The organism is Aquirufa aurantiipilula, assembly GCF_019923745.1.
GTDB lineage: Bacteria > Bacteroidota > Bacteroidia > Cytophagales > Spirosomataceae > Aquirufa > Aquirufa aurantiipilula.
In genome coordinates, this window is sequence record NZ_JAANOG010000004.1 from 302,111 (window position 1) to 320,939 (window position 18,829).

Below are 18,829 nucleotides of genomic sequence, written 5' to 3' on the forward strand. Positions count from 1 at the left end.
AACCTAGGTTTGCCAGTACACGAATCTTTCCTTTTCTTTGTAGCTAGCATGAACGAGTCAACAGCATTGTCGTCTTCAGAGGAATCAACGGTTTTTGTGGATGCATTAATCCCTATACCTATACCGCGGTATTTTACGTATCGTGTACCAAGGGCATGGTCTGATTTAGTAGAAGCTGGGATTCGAATTGTCGTACCTTTTGGTTCTTCCAAGGTTTTGACAGCCGTAATTGTTTGCGTACACCATCAACCTCCTAAGCAATATCAAGCCAAGTATATTTTAGAAATATTGGATGATAGTCCATTAGTAACAGCCTCTCAAATCAAATTATTTCATTGGGTTGCTGATTATTATATGTGCTATCCAGGGGAAGTTTTTCAAATTGCTTTACCCGCAGGATTGAAAATTTCTAGTCAATCTAAGGTACAGATTAACCCAGCTTATTCTCTTGAAACCGACCTAAATGAGAAGGAGCAATCGATTTTTAATGCCATTCAAGAAAAGGGGTCTATGTCCTACGACGAGATAGCTCAATTAGCGGAAGTAAAGAGTCCATATCACTTAATTAAATCTTTAGTAGCCAAGCAGGCAGTTCTGATTTTCGATGAATTGAAAGATCGATATACGCCTAAGGTGATGCGTAAAATTCGTTTGACAAGTCCATATGAAGTAAAGGAGAAATTAGTGGAACTAATCCAGCAATTGGAATCCAAGCCAAAGCAATTGGCAATTATTTTACATTATCTCCAGTTTATCCCTGTTTTAAGGAATGCAGAAATAAATCAAAAAGGGCTAGAGAAGTCGAGTTTTTCTCAAGCGGAATTATCTGAAAGTTCTTTACAAACATTAATCAAAAATCAAGTTTTTGAAAGCTTTGAAGTGGTTGTGTCAAGATTTGGACAAGATGCAGATGATTTTATCCCGGCGGCTTTTGAATTGAATCAGGCTCAAAACCAAGCTTACCAATCGATCCTAAATCAGTTTCAAGAAAAAGATGTTGTTTTACTGCATGGTATTACAGGAAGTGGGAAAACAGAAATTTATATAAAGCTCATACAAGAAGCCTTGGCTAATGGTAGTCAGGTGCTTTATTTATTGCCTGAAATTGCACTAACAACTCAAATTGTATTACGTCTCAAACGAATATTTGGGGAGCAAGTAGGTATTTATCATTCTAAATTTTCGGATAATGAACGGGTAGAGGTGTGGAAATCTATTGTAGAGGGAAAATATCCCTTTGTAGTAGGTGTACGTTCTTCTGTTTTTTTACCTTTTTCTAATTTGGGTTTGATCATTGTAGATGAGGAACATGAATCTTCTTTCAAGCAAGCTGACCCTGCTCCTCGCTATCATGCGCGTGATGTTGCAGTGGTTTTAGCTAAACAACAAGGCGCTAAAGTGTTATTAGGTTCTGCTACTCCTTCCATCGAATCCTATTTTCAAGCTAAAGAGGGGAAATATGGTTTGGTAACAATCAAAGAACGCTTTGGAACAGCACAATTGCCCCAAATCACTTTGATAGATACCAAGTATGCTCAAAAAATGAAGCAAATGAAAGGTGGCTTTTCGGTAGATTTGATAGCCGCTTTAGAAGACAATTTCAATCGAGGAAAGCAAAGTTTATTATTTCAAAATAGGAGGGGGTATTCACCTTATATTCAATGCCAGGATTGTGATTGGATAGCCACTTGCAATCAGTGTGATGTAAGTTTGACTTTTCATGCCCGAGAACAAGAGTTGAGATGCCATTATTGTGGATATAGAGAGGGTTTATTACGTCGTTGCGCTGCCTGTGGAAGTACACAGTTAAAGACTATGGGTTATGGAACGGAAAAGTTGGAAGAAGAATTACAGCTACATATGCCCGACGCGCGAATTGGCCGGATGGACTTGGATACGACACGTTCTAAAACAGCATTTACTAGTTTATTGGCTGAAATTACATCTGGTAATATCGATGTTTTAGTAGGAACTCAAATGGTAGCCAAGGGATTGGATTTTGAAGGTTTATCTATGGTGGCCATTTTTGATGCGGATAAAGTCATTAATTTTCCAGATTTCAGAGCACATGAACGAGCCTTTCAATTGATTTGTCAAGTAGCTGGTAGGGCAGGAAGAAGAGAAGAACAGGGAAAGGTTTATATTCAGACTAATCAACCTACACATCCTCTTTTTGATCATATTTTACAAAATAAGTATGAGGCCATGTATGCAGAAGAAATCGTGGAAAGAGAAGGTTACCACTATCCTCCTTTCAGTCGATTGATTAAATTGACCCTTCGGAATATGGATGCTGCTCGAGTAGAAACAGCAGCGAGGCATTTAGGAGCAGCCCTAAAAGAGAAATTTGGTCATGGTCGAATACTTGGGCCGGAAAAGCCTCTGATCGAAAGAATCAGGAATCAATATGCTATGGAGATATTGATTAAAATAGAGAAAGGATTGGCATTATCCAAATTTAAAGAAGCCTTGAGAGAAGAGATAGATAGTCAATCTTCCCATCAAGCTTGTAAAGGAGTGCAAATCATTTTAGATGTAGATTGTCTCTAATCAACGTTTGAAAACGACATCTTCAAAAGGCAAACGATTTCTTTTTCCATAAATTCCCTCCTCAGTTCCTTTGCCTACTGCTACAATCATGTTGATTTCAGCTTGATTAGGGAGATTTAAGGCTCTTTTAACTAGCTTGGCGTCAAATCCTTCCATGGGGCAAGTATCAAATCCTTCAGCGGTAATAGAAAGCATGAACGTTTGAGCTGCCAATGCACAAGATTTATGTACCATTACTCGCTGGTCAGCCAAGCCAGCAAAACGCATGAATGGGTTATTAAACCCTTTGACAAAAGTAATGGCTCTTCGAATTAAAGTACTTAATCCCAGGATATCTGTTCGGTACAAAATAGGCATTAAGATTCCATAATAATCCAAGGCCCTTTTTTCAGTTTTACTAGGCTCTCCAGTAATGGATGATTTAATCTTATCGATGTTCCATTGAGAATGATTTTTCCAATGATCTTGTCGAGTAACGAATACGACTAAATGAGACGCTGTTCTTGCTGCAGATTGACCTAAACATAGCTTTTCATATTGAGCTTTTTCTTCTGAACTATGAATCCAATAAAATTCCCATAGTTGCATATTACTGCTATTTGGGGAGAGAATGGCACGTTCTAGACTTTTTTGGATGACTTCATCAGGGACTTGAATTTCGGTATCAAATCGTCTGTTAGATCTCCTTTTAAGTACAATTTCGTCAAAAGCTTGTGATAGATTCATCGACATATATTTCGACATAAATATACACAAATCCCTGGTGATTAAGGTTTTTTGTCTTCTAGTTCATAGCGGACATATGCGAATTTTGAGCCATCTGGAGACCATGATGGAACATTGATGCTACCTTGTCCTCCATAAAACGCTTCGGTTAAATCTTGAATTTTTTTATTCTTTAGATTCAAAAGTCTGAGCTTTACTTGATGTCCAAATGGGTGGCTTTGTTTTTGATCTTCCAAATAGCTGATAACTACTGCTTCTTTGCCATTAGGTCTGATATGTGCAAACCAAGTTGAGTAATCATCAAAGGTCAATTGTTCGGCATTGCTGCCATCAGGGTGCATGCGCCAAATTTGCATTTTACCCGTACGGTATGAATTAAAGTAGATGAATTTTCCATCTGGGCTATATTCAGGGCCATCATCTAAACCTTCCTCAGTTGTTAACCTTATTTCTTGTCCACCTTGGGTATCCATGGCATAGATGTCAAAGTTTTTATTTCTTTCGGCACAATAGACCATGGTTTTACCATCTGGTGATATTCCATGCCAATAAGATGGTCCTTGGTTGGTTAATCGTTGCGGTTGCCCACCTTGGCTGTCTACCTTAAAAATGAGCGACCCACTGATACCCGAACTTGGGTCCGAACTGGAAATATACAGTGTTTTTCCATCGAAGCTATAGCCATGGTCATTATTGCATTTTTGAATAGTTCCGGTAGGTAGTTGGCCTAACTTCACTCCACTGGGGCTAATTTTTTCCAAAAGACCTAGGCTATTAATCAGTAAATGAGAACCATCTACAGACCAATTGGGAGCTTCAAAATGGCGATGTTCTTTCAGGATTTCTGTACTTTTTTTAGTTTTTACATCAAAGATGTGTAATGAACTAATTACACTTTTGCCAGCTGGAATTTGCGATAAACTGGTCCAGCTAATACATAGTATTGCCAAGAGGTATGTGTATTTCATAGCTTAGATTTTGATGTGTAAAATGTACAAAAAAAAAGTCAGGACTTCTGTCCTGACTTTTTTAAATAACATGAAATAAACGACTAGTAGTTGTTTTGTTTCAATGTTGGTTTTCCATCTTTCTGAGAGTTTAAGATCTCATCATTTGGTAGAGGGAAATATTCATTTTTACCAGTAGTGAATGTTTTACCAGCTAAGTAACCTCTTTTGTTGTAGGTTCTTCCTGACATATCAGTACCATTTTTCGCTTCTTCAGCCATGTATTTGTTCAAGTAAGGACCTGCAATTCCCCAACGAACTAAGTCGAAGAAACGGTGACCTTCCATAGCAAATTCTAAACGGCTTTCCATACGAACTGCATTCAATGCGTAATCTTTTCCTTTAGCGGCAAATGTACCACTAGGATAAGGATTAACTACATAATTTACAGTTGGATCTTGTACAGAACCATTCTTAGCACGGTTACGGATGATGTTTACATAAGTTTCAGCACCACTCAAGTTACCTAACTCAGCTTCACACTCAGCAAGCCATAAGATCACTGAAGACATTTTCAATAAACGGTAGTTGTTATTAACTGCACGTTTTGATGTTGAGTGTGTTGAGCTACCTTCATCAGCTAAGTAGTACATCCATTTTTTACCTGTATAAGGACCAGAATAGTTTTGGTCACGAATCCAAGGGAAACCTGGCATTGGGCCCCAATCCAAGAATTGAACACCACGACGACCTACTGTCCAGTCTAAACGAGGGTCAACAGGAATAGATTTATTCAAGTTGAATTCAATTGTAGAAGAACGAATACCTTGATCGTTAGGAAGGTCAACCATGTTGTAAGTATCAGCTGTTCCATCCGCTTTATCACCAATTAATGGTAAACCATCAGAAGAAGTTTTGAATGCATTTACCAAGTTTTGAGATGGTAAATAGAATCCGCAACATCCACGACCTGGAGCATTGGCAGAATATGGCCAGTTCAAGTTATCACCAGCGTTACCGTTGTTACCAGTAGAACCATCATTTACAGAGAATTCAACTTCGAAAATAGACTCAACGTTATTGTTAGTCGTATTTCTGTAGTTATCATGGTAGTTCGTAACTAACTTCTTACCAGAGTTTTTGTAAACATCTTCTAACAACGTTTTAGCAGCAGCCCATTTCTTTTGGAAGATGTACGTTTTAGCTAAATAAGTCATTGCGGCCCATTTAGTAGCACGACCTTTCTGAGTTTGTACAGCTGGAAGGTTTTCCATAGCAAATTTGAAATCCGCCTCAATGTTTGGCCAAATGTCTTTATCATTTGGAATTTTAGTTGAGTTTGGATCATCACGCTTGTAGATAGTCTCATCGATGTAAGGAATCATGTTCCACATCTTTTTACCTTCAAAATGATAGTGACCACGTAAGAAACGAGCTTCAGCTACTACTTGTGTTCTTTCAGCATCCGTCATGTCTTTTACGTCAGTACTTTTTGCCAAAAGAATAGCTTCGTTTGCACGAGCTACACCATCATACGTGTGTTGCCATTTACCTAGGAAATAGGTGTTATCTGCCAACCAGTTGAATTGCTCAATAAAACTTTGTTCTGGTTGATCACCAGCATCCGTTCCTTTAACAGCATCACCTGAAGTGATACCACCAAAAACGTAATTGGAAATGGTTGATTGACGACCCGTATTACCAGCACCAACGCCGTCTAATAATGAGTACGCTCCAATCAATAATGCATTCACTCCATTCTTGTTGCTCAAGGAGGTTAATGAAGCCGCTCCTTGTGGCTGAATGTCGAAGAAACTATCTGAGCAAGAAGTGCTCAGTCCGACGATCGCTACTAATGCGAATGTGATTAACTTTTTCATTTTTTTATGATTTATTTTCAAATGATATCTAGATTAAAATCCTACTCTTAAACCAACATTGTATGATTTAGCTACAGGGAATGCACCTTCATCAATACCCATGTGGATATCTTGGTTGTCATTTCCTGAAGTTCTCAAGTTGATATCTGGATCTAAGCCTTTGTACTTACTAAATGTGAACAAGTTTTGACCTTGAACATACACTTGTAATGAGCTTAACTTTAACTTCTTAGTTACGCTAGAAGGTACTGTGTAAGTCAATTGGATGTTCTTGATACGAGTATAAGATCCATCTTCCACGAAGTAAGTAGAAATCTGCTGACTGAATGTGTCATTTGAGTTCAAACGTGGCAATTGAGCTACGTCACCTTGTTTCTTCCAAGAGTTGTACAACATATCCTTAGAACGGTTTCCTTGGAATGTGTTGAAGTCTGTCCAGTATTTCAAGTAGTTGAAAATCTCATTTCCTTGAACACCTTGAGCAAATACTGTCAAGTCAAAGTTTTTGTAACCTACGTTTAAGTTCAAACCGTAAGTGAAGTCAGGGTGAGGGTTACCAATGATTGTTTTGTCATCAGCAGTAATTTTACCATCACCGTTAACATCTCTAAATTTGAATACACCTGCACGAGTATAACCAGGAATTTGAGTTGCAGAAGCTGCTTCAGCATCATCCTTGATTACTCCGTCTACGATATAACCGAAGAAAGAAGCGATTGGTAATCCAGCCTTAGTTACAGAAATTGCAGGAAGACGAGTTGAGAATCCAAAAATCGATGCTTTAGGATCGTCGTTCAACTTCACTACGTTGTTTTTGTATTGGCTATACTGACCAGAAATCGAGTATCTCACGTCACCAATTTGGTTACGGTAAGTTACGTTGATATCAATACCTGTGTTGTTTACTTCACCAATGTTTACATAAGGAATAGACGCTGTTCCAGCTGTTTTAGGAATAGGTACCTGAGTTAACATGTCAGATGTAGTACGAGTATACCAGTCAAAAGCGATATCTAATTTGTTGTTGAACAAGCTACCATCAAAACCAATGTTGGTAGATGTATTTGTTTCCCAACGTCCGAATGAGTTACCGAATTGAGCAATATCAAAACCAGAAGCAATAGAGCTACCAGAACCTGCAATATCATACGCGTTATTGTTAGGGTCTGGAGTAAACAATGTATATGCATTGTATACGTTTGGAATCAACTGGTTACCAGTTTTACCCCAACCAGCACGTACTTTCAAATCGTTGATGAAAGTTAAATCTTTCATGAATGCCAATTCTGTCAAACGAGCACCTACAGAGAATGCAGGGAACGTTCCGTAACGGTATGCAGAAGAGAAACGAGATGAACCATCGCGACGTAATGTAAAGTCAGCTAATAAGAAATCCTTATATGAGTAGTTTACTTTTCCGAATTGAGAGAACAAAGCTGTTTGTGTAGCACCTGATCCAGCATTGGTTAAACCAGCAGCAGCACCATTGTTCAAGTAACGGTAAGATAAATCATCAAAAGCAAAGTTCGAACGAGATGCGTTGAAACCGAAAGCATAAGTAGAAACTGCTTCTGTACCTACTAATACGTTGAATGTATGATCACCAATCGTTTTGTTGTAGTTCAATGTATTGTACCAAGTTACTGCACGATCAAATGAGTTAGATACAGTTAAGCTGTTTGAGTTTCTTGCCTCAGCAGCTTCAATATCACGGTTGAAATAGGCCGACTGGTTGTAGTTATTGTATTCAAAACCTAAACTAGTACGTGCTTTCAAATCTTTGATGATTTCATATTCTAAGAATACGTTACCAAAAATGTGGCTACCTTTTGTAGGGTTATCTTTCTCTCTCCACTGACGAGCAAATGGGTTAGGAGCATTACCTAAGTTAGAACCACGTGAACCAGCAAATCCGTTTAAGTCAGATGAGTTAGTACCACCTAATCCTACTGGACCACCAGTGATATCGTATACTGGGATGATTGGTTGGATACGAATCGCAAACATGATTGGGTTGGATTCGTTATTGTTACCTGAAGGTACACCTACTTTTTCATCATAAGAAACAGTGAAGTTTTCACCAAAAGTCAAATTACCTTTTTTGAACTCTGTGTTTGCACGAACAGAGTAACGTTGGTAGCTAGTGTATTTCAAAATACCATCTTGGCTGAAATAAGAACCTGAGATAGCATATTTACCATATTTAGATCCACCTGTTGCTCCAATTTGATAATTCGAGATTTTAGCTGGTCCAAAAATTACTTTTTGCCAATCTGTTCCTTCTTTGTTTGCCTTTGTGATGTTCCAAGACGTTTTTCCTAAGTTAGGATCAGTGATGTCGTTGGTGTACGTGTAGTTAGCAGGTAAAGAACCATATACGTTTGGATAGATGTAATCCGCAATCGTTTGAGTTCCATCAGCTCCAAAACGGTATTGAACTGAAGGAGAAGTTCCTGCAGGCTTTCCAGCACCAATTTCAGACTCATAGTAATACTGACCTAATTCTTTTGTGTTCAATAAGTCCAAAGTTTTACCAACATCTTGTGTACCTGTGTACATATCAAAGTTGATTTTTGGCTCACCTTCACCACCACGCTTTGTTGTAATGATTACAACACCATTCGCAGCACGAGCACCATAGATAGAAGCCGCAGAAGCATCTTTCAATACTTGCATAGACTCAATATCACTTGGGTTAATTTGGTTCAAAGTACCTTGAGTTGGAACACCATCAATTACATACAGCGGGCTGTTGTTGTTGATTGAACCAAAACCACGTACACGAACCATTGTACCACCACCTGGAGAGTTATCGTTACCTACAGTTACACCAGACGCACGTCCTTGTAACATTTGAGTAACAGATGCAGATGGAACTGCTGTCAATTCTTTCGAACTAACCACGGCTACCGCACCAGTGATGTCTTTTTTACGTTGTGAGGCATAACCTGTTACAACGATTTCGCTTAATTGGCTAACATCTTCATCCAAAGAGATGTTGATGCTTGATCTGTTTCCTACTGGAACAGTTTTAGCCACATAACCTACTGAACTAACTGTCAATTCAGCATTGGCTGTTTTTACCGTGATGGAGAATGCTCCATTACCATCGGTTGTAGTTCCGGTGGTTGTACCTTTAACTAAGACGGATACTCCTGGAATACCGTCGCCTTTAGCGTCCTGTACAGTACCAGATACTTTTCGGTCCTGACCCCATGCTACCCAAGATACGGATAACATCAAAGCCATTAAAAAGACCACTCTGCTTACGTAGAAATTTGTTTTCATTTAGTAAAAGATTTGAGTGAAAATTTGATTTTGTCGACAAAAAATAGCCTTTTATCCACATAATCGCCTGCAAGTTAGGCCTTACAAAGTTAAGATTAGCACATTAGGGCAAAAAAATTTCACTTATTTAATATACACATCTTGCTATCAGGACTTTATAGGCAAGGTATATTTTGAATAATGGTGGTTTTATCCTTCGGCTTTGATTACCTTTGTCCTTCATTTTTTATTCTTGTTTAACAGTCAACCTTTACATTCTTTATGTTAAATCTTGTACTATTTGGGCCTCCAGGGGCTGGAAAAGGAACTCAGTCAGCCAAATTGATTGAAAAATATGGTTTAATTCATTTATCCACAGGAGATTTGCTGCGTGCTGAGATTACCGCAGGTACAAGCTTAGGTCTTGAAGCAAAGAAATTGATGGATCAAGGAATATTGGTTCCAGATTCTGTGGTTATTGGTATGATTGAGAATAAATTGAATGAAAATAAAGGAGCTGCAGGCTTTATTTTTGATGGTTTTCCTAGAACAGTTGCACAAGCCGAGGCTTTGGATGCCTTATTAGAAGGTCATCAATTGTCCATTAAGCACATGATTTCTTTGGAAGTCAACCAAGAGGAATTAACCCAACGGTTATTGGAACGTGGTAAGACTTCAGGAAGACCAGATGATCAAAATGAAGAGCTTATTCGTAAAAGAGTACAAGAGTACGGAGAAAAAACAGCTCCTGTAGCTGGATACTATGCTTCACAAGGAAAATTCCAAGGAATCAATGGTATTGGTGAGATTGAAGAAATATTTGGACAAATTGTCCGCATCATTGAAGGTTAATAACCTGCTATACTAAATTATGACATCCAATTTTATAGATTACGTAAAGATAAACGTCCGCTCCGGTAGAGGAGGATTTGGATCGTCCCATTTTCGCCGTGAAAAACACGTGCCTAAAGGTGGACCCGATGGTGGCGATGGCGGTAGAGGAGGGCATATCTATTTGGTTGGTAATTCTCAGCTTTGGACCTTACTTCATTTAAAATACCAAAAACACATCATTGCCGATAATGGTAAAGGTGGAGAAGGAGGAAGAAGATCTGGGGCTGAAGGAGAAGACATCTTTATTGAGGTTCCTCTAGGGACTATCGTAAAAGATGCTGAAAGCAATGAGTTTTTAGCCGAAGTAACAGAAGAAGGACAAAAGATCTTGTTACTTCCAGGTGGCAGAGGAGGCATGGGAAATACCCATTTTAAATCTTCAACCAATCAATCCCCTCGTCATGCGCAACCCGGAGAAGAAGGGCAGGACCGTTGGGTCATCATGGAATTAAAAGTTCTAGCGGATGTTGGTTTAGTTGGTTTTCCTAATGCTGGTAAGTCAACCTTATTATCTGTTCTTTCTGCTGCCAAACCTGAAATTGCTGATTATCCCTTTACTACTTTAGTTCCTCACTTAGGTGTTGTGGCATACCGAGATTACAAATCATTTGTAGTTGCCGATATTCCAGGTATCATTGAAGGTGCTTCTGAAGGGAAAGGTTTAGGTTTACGCTTCCTGCGTCATATTGAAAGAAACTCCATCCTTTGCTTTTTAATTCCTTCCGATGCCAAAGATTGGGGTAAAGAATATGAAATTCTTTTAGGAGAACTTGAGAAGTTTAATCCGGAATTACTTCAAAAGCAACGTGTTTTGGTTGTTTCCAAGATGGATATTTCCATTCCAGAAATGCAAGAAGAAATTCGGGCTAGCTTGCCAGCGGATTTGCCTGTGGTATTTATTTCTTCCATTACTCAAGAAGGTATTCAAGAATTGAAAGATGTTCTTTGGAAAACCTTGCAAGAGGAAAATGCTAAGTTTCAAGCCGAAAACGTAATTGCCCAATCCAAGCAAGAAGAAAACGATACTAACTCATTGGAAGAAGAAAATCCAATTTTAGAAGACTAAGCACGAATTTGTTCTGCAACAATAGCAATACCCTCATCAAAACTCCTAGGCTGATACCCTAGGATTTTTTTTGCTTTATCTAAAATAAACCCAGTTCTAGGGGGCCTTTTTGCTGCTTGTTGGAAAGTGGAAGAATCAGCTTTATTGATTAATTCAACGGGAAGTTGAAAGAAATTAGCCGTTTTTATGGCCATTTCATACGGAGTTAAGAAATCAGAACCAGAAATGTTGAAAATTCCTTCTGCTTCTTTTTGGGCAATTAACCAGCATCCAATCGCTAAATCTTCTGCCAGTGTAGGAGTTCGGAATTGATCAGTTACAACTTGTATTGACTTACCTTCCTCAAGCGATTTTTTTACCCATAATATAATGTTGGTTCGGCTCATATCTTGAACGATACCAAAAACCAATACTGTTCTAGCTATTGCCCAGCGAATGGAAGATGCTTGAAGTAATTTTTCTGCGGCTAGTTTACTCTCGCCATATATGGAAATTGGATGCGGTGTAGCTTCTTCGTCATAAGGACCATCTGCCCCATCAAAGATGAAGTCGGTGGATAAATGGCACATAAAGGTATCATGCGCCTCGCAAGCAGTAATTAAATAACGAACTGCTGTAACATTCAGTAATTCACATCCATCGGGGTCTATTTCACAAGTATCCACATTGGTCATGGCTGCTGTGTGAATCAAAACCTCAGGTTGATATTGTTGAAAGACTTCCATTACCTCTTTTTCCTGCGTGATATCCAAGGATACATAGGTGTAGCCTGTAGTTGACGCAAGACGGTTGGGGCCTTTAGCTGTTGCAATTAAATCAATGTCTGCCTGCTTGACCAGCAATTGGACTAGTTTTTGACCTAATAAGCCATTGGAACCGGTAATTAAAATTCTTTTTTTCATGCGAAATTTCAACAAGATTATGGATTTAACTCTGCCCTAATGGCTTGTAAGATTTTTCTAGCACCCGAATTTACCAAATCTCCCGCTAATTGTTCCCCTAAAATTTGAGGATGAGTACCAATTTGCGTGAATTCTATTTTTTGTTGCCCATTTAAACTCAGCACACCCCCCGTTAAATGAAGTGAACTTCCCTCTAAAACAGCATGTCCATATACAGGGACACTACAACCCCCTTCTAATTGATACAATAAACTTCTTTCGGCCAATAAGCATTTTTCTGTGTCTTCATGATTGCAGGCAACTCTAATTTGTTCCTTTAGGCTTGCATCCAAATTGACAGCACATTGAATGGCCACAGAACCTTGACCTACAGCGGGAACAAATTGAGATACATCTAAATGTTGTGTAATGTAGCCACTCATGTCCATGCGATGTACTCCTGCATAAGCCAAAAGCATTGCATCACAGGTACCCTGTTTTAATTTTTCTAGTCGAGTTTGTAAATTTCCTCGCATCTCAACTGCCTCATGCTGCGGGTAAAAATGCTGTAAAAATGCTCTTCTTCGAGTAGAAGAGGTGCCAATTTTTAATTTTTTTTGGGTATCTAATCGCAGATTTGGATCTAAACTTAGCACCACATCATGCGCAGCTTCTCTTTCAGTGTAAGCGATTAATGCTAAATCGTCTGGTAAATGGGAAGGTAGATCCTTGGCTGAATGTTGAGCAATATCAATTTCCCCTTGTAGGAGCATGGTCTCTAACTCTTCAGTAAAAACACCTTTGGCGCCAATTTTAGATAAAGATCGGTCTAGTACTTGATCTCCTTTAGTACTAATGGCCATCAATTCATAGGAGAATCCAGCCTTTTCCAACAAATGACCAATGTGGTTCGCTTGCCAAAGGGCTAATGCTGAATTTCGAGTTCCTATTCTAATATGCTGCATGTTTAGGCTTTTTGTTGTGCATGATAAATGCGGACAAATTGTAAGGATAAGTCCAAATGAACCATTTTGGCTCTAGCGTTTCTTTCCAAATGATAGTGGACATCTGAAACTTTACTAGACATTTTTTCAATCTTTTCTTGACTTAAGGTCTTTGAAAAATTATCGATGAATTTTTTTTCTTTTTCCAATGATTTTATCAACTGGGGAGCCCCAGAAATTTGATATAAACATTGCCTGAGTACATGTAAGCAATATTCCAATAGACCTTTTTGATCTTCCTTGGCAAAGCCATCAAATTGATCAGCTAAAATGACCAACTTACTCAGGTTTTTAGAATATACGGCACGCATCCATTCTGCGAACCAAGTGGATGTACTTAAGTTTTCAGTTTTTGACTTATCTAGAGCCCAGGAAATATTCCCTTCTGCACTCTGGGATAACTGTAAGGCTTTTTCTGAATCGATAGCAGCTTGTTCCACTAAAAAATCTGCTAATGCTTGTTCCTCCACGCTAGGGATTTTTACTCGCTGAGTCCTAGATAAGATGGTCGCGAGTAATTTTTGCGGTTCAGAACAAACGAGTAAAAACAAGGTAGTGGAAGGAGGTTCTTCTAAGGTCTTTAGTAGGGCATTTCCTGAGGAAGGATTTAGGGATTCAGGATTCCATAAAATAACCACCTTAAAAGGAGCTTCAAAGGGTTTCAAACTTATTTTGGGAATCAGCTTCCGGGTTTCTTCAACAGGGAAATTCCCTTGTTTATTGCCTTCTGCACCTAAATGAACGAGCCATTCTGGCAAAGTACGGTAAGGAGACTCAGCAATAAAACTTCTCCACTCTGGGAGAAAGATGTCGGATTCTGGTTCTTTCGTTTTTTTTGTAACTATCGTAGGAAATAAAAATACCAAATCCGGATGAACTGATCTTTTCATTTTTTGACAACTCGCACATTCTCCACAGGCATCATCCCCTTGTCGATCCGTACAAAATAAATACGTAGTAAAGGCTATGGCCATGGCTAATTGTGGACCTCCGTAGGGACCATGAAACAATTGAGCGTGAGCAATGTGCTGATTTTGCACTGCCGCACTCAATGTTTTTTTGATATCAAATAAGCCCGGAATATCCTTGAAAAGCATGCCTTTGGAAATGAGTAAACGAAAAGGCTAAGTTCGGAAAGAAGCCTCCTCTTTCCAAATTTCTTCCATGACCTGAGCTAGATTTTCAGGAATTGCTTGTTGTTTTAATCCAATCCATTGGCTGGCCACTTGTTTTGCCTTTTCCATTTGGTAGGTTTGAACCTGAGGGTATTCGCCCCAAGTAAACGAAGGGATGAATTTTGGTAAGAATGCCTGACTACTAATATTGATATGACAACCGACAACGCTGCCTGTATTAAACTTACTATGTATGCCTGTTGTTACGAAATCTCCCATGATAAGACCTAGGGCTCTTAAACCTGTGTTTCGCTGTGTAGCTAGGTGATAATCAAAGATGGAAACAGGTTTCAAATCGTTTTTTACATTGGAATTACTTGTTAGAGCACCCATGTTGACAAAAGAACCAATGACGGAACTACCGATATATCCTTCATGGGCTTTATTGCTGAAAGGGAAAAAGATGCTATGATTGATCTCTCCACCTACTTTGCATCCTGGTCCAATGGTCGTATTGGGCCTAATTTTGGCTCCTAGGTTGGTGGATGAACCTTTCAAGAATGCCGCAGGGCCTTGTATGATGGTGCCCATTTGAAGCTTAACCTCTTCACCTATGTAAATGGGTCCTTGACTTGCATCCAACATACAACCTGTTAGTTGGGCACTTGGATGTATGTAGCAAAAGGAAGGGGCTAGTATGATATTACCCAAGGCTTGGTATTTCTCAATATCAAAAGGGGCAGGTTGGATTTCGTGAAACAGAGCTGCCGACTGATGGTTTAATAAATCTTCAGGGTGCTTTATCCATTGGGCCGTTCCAGAGTATTCCATGGTGTTTTTAATGAACCCTAGATGGCTATGTTCTTCGCCAATATCAAGGGTAAAGGCCAATACTTGACGATCTTGAACTAAGACGGTATTGGGTTTTAATTCTTGGAGGGCTCGGACAATATTGGCATTGGGGAGTAGGGAGCCTAATATGACCAATTGGGTAGATGCTGGTGGGCAAACGGAATAAGACTTCCATTTGTCCTGTATGGTGCTGGTACCTAACCACAATTGATCTAAGGATCGATAGTAGCTTAGGGGCCTTAGTGCTTGCACTAGGAGAGGGTCATTATAGAAGGTGACGTTTTCCAGCATGCGACAAAAATACAATAAAAAAGCCTCCTTGAAACAAGTTCGAGGAGGCTAGGGTAATGTTTTTTGTTTGGATTAGTTTTTCTGAGCGTAACGCTTGTTGAATTTATCCACACGACCAGTAGTATCCAATAACACGTTTTTACCTGTGTAAAAAGGGTGTGATTGAGAAGAAACCTCAATTTTGAATACTGGGTAAGTAGCTCCTTCGAATTCAGTTGTTTCAGTTGTATTAACGCAAGAACGAGTTAAAAACTTGTAATCTGCTGATAAATCGTGAAATACAACTTCTTTGTATTCTGGGTGAATGTCTTTTTTCATGTTGGGTAGTATAATGACGATTCCCTGCCGTCTAGTTGTTTTATAATGAAACCTGTGGGATGAAGGTTTACGTAATTCGGGATGCAAAATTAAAGATTTTAAAAGGAAATCCAAAAAAATACATAACAATTTTTAGGGGTTTTTACCAATAATTTGGGCCTTAAAAAAATCTTAAAAAATATTTTCTGGTACTTTTCAAAGACGTGAATGTCGTAACGAATTGACATGAGGTTAATTGAATGTTGCATTTCAAATAAGCATCATTTTTTTATTTTTTTTGAAGAAAAAATAGTTTGCAAGCGGTGTTCTTTTTTTCTAATTTTACGTAGTGCCCAACCCCCCAAGGAGTATGCAATCCTTGGATGAAGTTAAAGCTTAAAAACAAAACCGCCAACCATTTTTCAAGCCCAGTTTGCTTGAATGTTTTAGATGAGAAATTTTCTAGAATGGGAATCTTTTGTGCTTTAACCAGGTTGTAACTAAATTATATAGACGCTAATTTTTCTAATATATCAAGTATGTACGTAATTAAAAGAGACGGTCGACGTGAATCTGTCAAGTTCGATAAAATCACAGCAAGAATTGAGAAGCTTTGCTATAGCTTGGATCCATTTTTTGTTCAACCTCTAGAGGTTGCTAGAAAAGTGATTACAGGGCTTTATGACGGGGTTAAGACCACGGAGTTGGATAACCTAGCAGCTGAGACAGCCGCTTCGTTAACCACCAAGCACCCTGACTACGCTGTGTTGGCAGCACGTATTGCCATCTCGAACTTACACAAGAACACATTGAAGTCTTTTTCGGCAACAATGAAGCGCTTGTATACGTATGTAGATCCAAAAACAGGTCAAAACGCCGCACTTCTTTCTAAAGAAATCTACGATATCATCAAGAAGAACGCTGTGGAGTTGGATGAAGCCATCATTTATGACCGTGATTTCGGTTATGATTATTTTGGTTTCAAGACCTTAGAGAAATCGTACTTATTGAAATTGGAAGGCCAAATTGCCGAGCGTCCTCAACACATGTTGATGCGTGTGGCTGTGGGTATCCACGGAGCTGATATCGCTGCCGCTATTGATACGTATAATTTATTATCAGAGCGTTGGTTTACCCATGCAACTCCAACCTTGTTTAATGCAGGTACTCCTAAGCCTCAGATGTCTTCTTGTTTCTTGCTAACCATGCAAGATGATTCCATCGAAGGTATTTATGATACGTTGAAGCAAACAGCTAAAATTTCACAATCTGCTGGCGGAATCGGTTTGAGTATCCACAACATCCGTGCGACAGGATCCTACATCAAAGGAACCAATGGTACATCCAACGGTATCATTCCTATGTTGCGTGTATTTAATGATACAGCCCGCTACGTAGATCAAGGAGGAGGAAAGCGTAAGGGATCCTTTGCTATCTATCTTGAGCCTTGGCATGCTGATGTATTTGACTTCTTAGAGTTGAAGAAAAATCACGGTAAAGAAGAAATGCGTGCTAGAGATTTATTCTACGCTCTTTGGATTCCAGATTTGTTCATGAAGCGTGTAGAAGAAAACGCTGAATGGTCTTTATTCTGCCCACATGAGTGTCCAGGACTTTCTGATGCTTACGGTGAAGAGTTTGAAGCATTGTATGAAAAATATGAATTGGCCGGAAAAGCTAGTCAAGTGGTAAAAGCACAAGAATTGTGGTTTAAAGTATTGGAATCACAAACGGAGACTGGTACACCATATATGTTGTACAAAGATGCCGCCAACAAGAAATCAAATCAAAAGAATTTAGGAACCATCAAGTCTTCGAACTTATGTACCGAAATCATGGAGTATACTTCCAAGGATGAGGTTGCAGTATGTAATCTTGCTTCTTTGGCATTGCCTAAGTACGTTCGCATGAACGAGCAAGGTGCTTTAGCTTTTGATCACGATAAATTATACGAGGTAACTAAGGCCGCAACTCGTAACTTAAATAAGATTATCGATGTAAATTATTATCCAGTACCTGAGGCAAGAAATTCTAACTTGCGTCACCGTCCTATTGGATTAGGTGTACAGGGCTTGGCTGATGTGTTCATCATGTTGCGTATGCCATTTGAGTCAGAAGCAGCAAAACAATTGAACAAGGATATCTTTGAAACCATTTACTACGCATCTATGGAAGCTTCCATGGAACTTGCGAAAGTAGAAGGACCTTATTCAACTTGGGAAGGTTCACCAATCTCAAAAGGTGTTTTCCAATTCGATATGTGGGGAGTAACTCCAGAATCAGGTCGTTGGGACTGGGAAGCGCTTCGCCAATTGGTGGTTGAACATGGAGTTCGTAACTCCTTGTTAGTAGCACCAATGCCAACAGCTTCTACTAGCCAGATTTTAGGTAACAATGAGTGTTTTGAACCATACACATCAAACATTTATGCTCGTCGTGTATTGTCTGGTGAGTTCGCTATCGTGAACAAACACTTATTGAAAGATTTGATCAAATTAGGTTTGTGGAATGAGAGTATGAAGAATAAGCTAATCTCTGCGAATGGCTCGGTTCAAAATATTCCTGAAATTCCTCAAGACTTAAAAGAACTATACAAAACAGTTTGGGAGATTAAGCAAAAAACGATTTTAGAAATGGCCGCAGACCGCGGAGCTTACATCTGCCAATCTCAAAGTTTGAACATCCACATTCAAGATGTCAACTTTGGTAAGTTAACATCCATGCACTTCCACGCTTGGAAGCTTGGTTTGAAAACAGGTATGTATTACCTACGTACCAAAGCTGCTGCTGATGCTATTAAATTCACCATTGAAAAACAAGCAGAAGTGGCAATTGAACAAACCAACAATGTGCATGAAAGCGAAATGCAGTATGCGAAACAACAAGCCGCATCTGCTGCTTCATTCACTGAAGCAGAATCGCAAAATAGAGCCGATATGACTTGTTCTTTAGATAATCCTGAAGCATGTGAGGCCTGTGGTTCTTAATCAAAAGCTGTTATTCAGTTTCAAAATGTGTTTAAAAATCACTTGATGGCAACATCAAGTGATTTTTATGTT

The 18,829-nt window shown here is 39.1% G+C and carries 13 protein-coding genes; 4 read left to right on the top strand and 9 right to left on the bottom strand.

The genetic code is table 11. The features are described from left to right. Positions 1 to 9 precede the first annotated feature (9 nt). The gene (gene priA, locus G9H60_RS06520) at positions 10 to 2,550 is read left to right on the top strand and encodes a replication restart helicase PriA (RefSeq protein WP_317197223.1); all 2,541 of its coding nucleotides are present in this window, start codon (positions 10 to 12) and stop codon (positions 2,548 to 2,550) included. On the opposite strand, the gene G9H60_RS06525 is transcribed toward priA, so the two are convergent. The 4 genes from G9H60_RS06525 to G9H60_RS06540 all read right to left on the bottom strand — a co-directional run bounded on the left by G9H60_RS06525 (position 2,551) and on the right by G9H60_RS06540 (position 9,391). Then, positions 2,551 to 3,276 (bottom strand): nitroreductase family protein, encoded by a 726-nt coding sequence (locus G9H60_RS06525; protein WP_223143267.1) that lies wholly within the window; start codon positions 3,274 to 3,276, stop codon positions 2,551 to 2,553. Between the two features lie 41 nt (positions 3,277 to 3,317). Beyond that, complete coding sequence (locus G9H60_RS06530; RefSeq protein WP_223143268.1) at positions 3,318 to 4,244, bottom strand: DUF5050 domain-containing protein; 927 nt, start codon at positions 4,242 to 4,244, stop codon at positions 3,318 to 3,320. Between the two features lie 83 nt (positions 4,245 to 4,327). Beyond that, positions 4,328 to 6,103 carry a RagB/SusD family nutrient uptake outer membrane protein gene (locus tag G9H60_RS06535; RefSeq protein ID WP_223143269.1) on the bottom strand — a complete coding sequence of 592 codons (1,776 nt, stop codon included), beginning with the start codon at positions 6,101 to 6,103 and terminating at the stop codon, positions 4,328 to 4,330. 33 nt (positions 6,104 to 6,136) lie between these two features. Continuing rightward, entirely contained in the window at positions 6,137 to 9,391 is a 3,255-nt protein-coding gene (locus tag G9H60_RS06540) for a SusC/RagA family TonB-linked outer membrane protein (protein WP_109323633.1), read from the bottom strand. A 261-nt stretch (positions 9,392 to 9,652) separates the two neighbouring features. On the opposite strand from G9H60_RS06540, the gene G9H60_RS06545 reads away from it, so the two are divergent. Continuing rightward, positions 9,653 to 10,222 carry an adenylate kinase gene (locus G9H60_RS06545; protein ID WP_223143270.1) on the top strand — a complete coding sequence of 190 codons (570 nt, stop codon included), beginning with the start codon at positions 9,653 to 9,655 and terminating at the stop codon, positions 10,220 to 10,222. Positions 10,223 to 10,238: 16 nt separating this feature from the next. Further along, a complete protein-coding gene (obgE, locus tag G9H60_RS06550; protein WP_223143311.1) occupies positions 10,239 to 11,330 on the top strand; it encodes a GTPase ObgE in 1,092 nt (363 codons plus the stop codon). On the opposite strand, the gene G9H60_RS06555 is transcribed toward obgE, so the two are convergent. The 5 genes from G9H60_RS06555 to G9H60_RS06575 form a co-directional block, all read right to left on the bottom strand. After that, positions 11,327 to 12,232 carry an SDR family oxidoreductase gene (locus G9H60_RS06555; RefSeq protein ID WP_223143271.1) on the bottom strand — a complete coding sequence of 302 codons (906 nt, stop codon included), beginning with the start codon at positions 12,230 to 12,232 and terminating at the stop codon, positions 11,327 to 11,329. The two genes, obgE and G9H60_RS06555, sit on opposite strands and share 4 nt — an antisense overlap. A gap of 17 nt (positions 12,233 to 12,249) precedes the next feature. Beyond that, the gene (gene hemC, locus G9H60_RS06560; RefSeq protein ID WP_223143272.1) at positions 12,250 to 13,176 is read right to left on the bottom strand and encodes a hydroxymethylbilane synthase; all 927 of its coding nucleotides are present in this window, start codon (positions 13,174 to 13,176) and stop codon (positions 12,250 to 12,252) included. Positions 13,177 to 13,178: 2 nt separating this feature from the next. Then, positions 13,179 to 14,312: a DNA polymerase III subunit gene (locus G9H60_RS06565; RefSeq protein WP_223143273.1), complete on the bottom strand. Its 1,134-nt coding sequence runs from the start codon at positions 14,310 to 14,312 to the stop codon at positions 13,179 to 13,181. A gap of 27 nt (positions 14,313 to 14,339) precedes the next feature. Beyond that, the gene (locus G9H60_RS06570) at positions 14,340 to 15,473 is read right to left on the bottom strand and encodes a putative sugar nucleotidyl transferase (RefSeq protein WP_223143274.1); all 1,134 of its coding nucleotides are present in this window, start codon (positions 15,471 to 15,473) and stop codon (positions 14,340 to 14,342) included. A 72-nt stretch (positions 15,474 to 15,545) separates the two neighbouring features. Continuing rightward, entirely contained in the window at positions 15,546 to 15,791 is a 246-nt protein-coding gene (locus G9H60_RS06575) for a type B 50S ribosomal protein L31 (RefSeq protein ID WP_109323601.1), read from the bottom strand. Between the two features lie 518 nt (positions 15,792 to 16,309). On the opposite strand from G9H60_RS06575, the gene G9H60_RS06580 reads away from it, so the two are divergent. After that, on the top strand, positions 16,310 to 18,757 hold the full coding sequence (locus tag G9H60_RS06580) for a ribonucleoside-diphosphate reductase subunit alpha (protein ID WP_223143275.1): 2,448 nt from the start codon (positions 16,310 to 16,312) through the stop codon (positions 18,755 to 18,757). Positions 18,758 to 18,829: the final 72 nt, after the last annotated feature.

Coding starts and splice junctions, on each gene's coding strand:
- G9H60_RS06565 (WP_223143273.1), bottom strand. CDS start 14,312: ATGCTTTTCAAGGATATTCCGGGCTTATTTGATATCAAAAAAACATTG.
- G9H60_RS06540 (WP_109323633.1), bottom strand. CDS start 9,391: ATGAAAACAAATTTCTACGTAAGCAGAGTGGTCTTTTTAATGGCTTTG.
- G9H60_RS06525 (WP_223143267.1), bottom strand. CDS start 3,276: ATGAATCTATCACAAGCTTTTGACGAAATTGTACTTAAAAGGAGATCT.
- G9H60_RS06555 (WP_223143271.1), bottom strand. CDS start 12,232: ATGAAAAAAAGAATTTTAATTACCGGTTCCAATGGCTTATTAGGTCAA.
- hemC (WP_223143272.1), bottom strand. CDS start 13,176: ATGCAGCATATTAGAATAGGAACTCGAAATTCAGCATTAGCCCTTTGG.
- G9H60_RS06545 (WP_223143270.1), top strand. CDS start 9,653: ATGTTAAATCTTGTACTATTTGGGCCTCCAGGGGCTGGAAAAGGAACT.
- G9H60_RS06530 (WP_223143268.1), bottom strand. CDS start 4,244: ATGAAATACACATACCTCTTGGCAATACTATGTATTAGCTGGACCAGT.
- G9H60_RS06570 (WP_223143274.1), bottom strand. CDS start 15,473: ATGCTGGAAAACGTCACCTTCTATAATGACCCTCTCCTAGTGCAAGCA.
- G9H60_RS06580 (WP_223143275.1), top strand. CDS start 16,310: ATGTACGTAATTAAAAGAGACGGTCGACGTGAATCTGTCAAGTTCGAT.
- G9H60_RS06575 (WP_109323601.1), bottom strand. CDS start 15,791: ATGAAAAAAGACATTCACCCAGAATACAAAGAAGTTGTATTTCACGAT.
- G9H60_RS06535 (WP_223143269.1), bottom strand. CDS start 6,103: ATGAAAAAGTTAATCACATTCGCATTAGTAGCGATCGTCGGACTGAGC.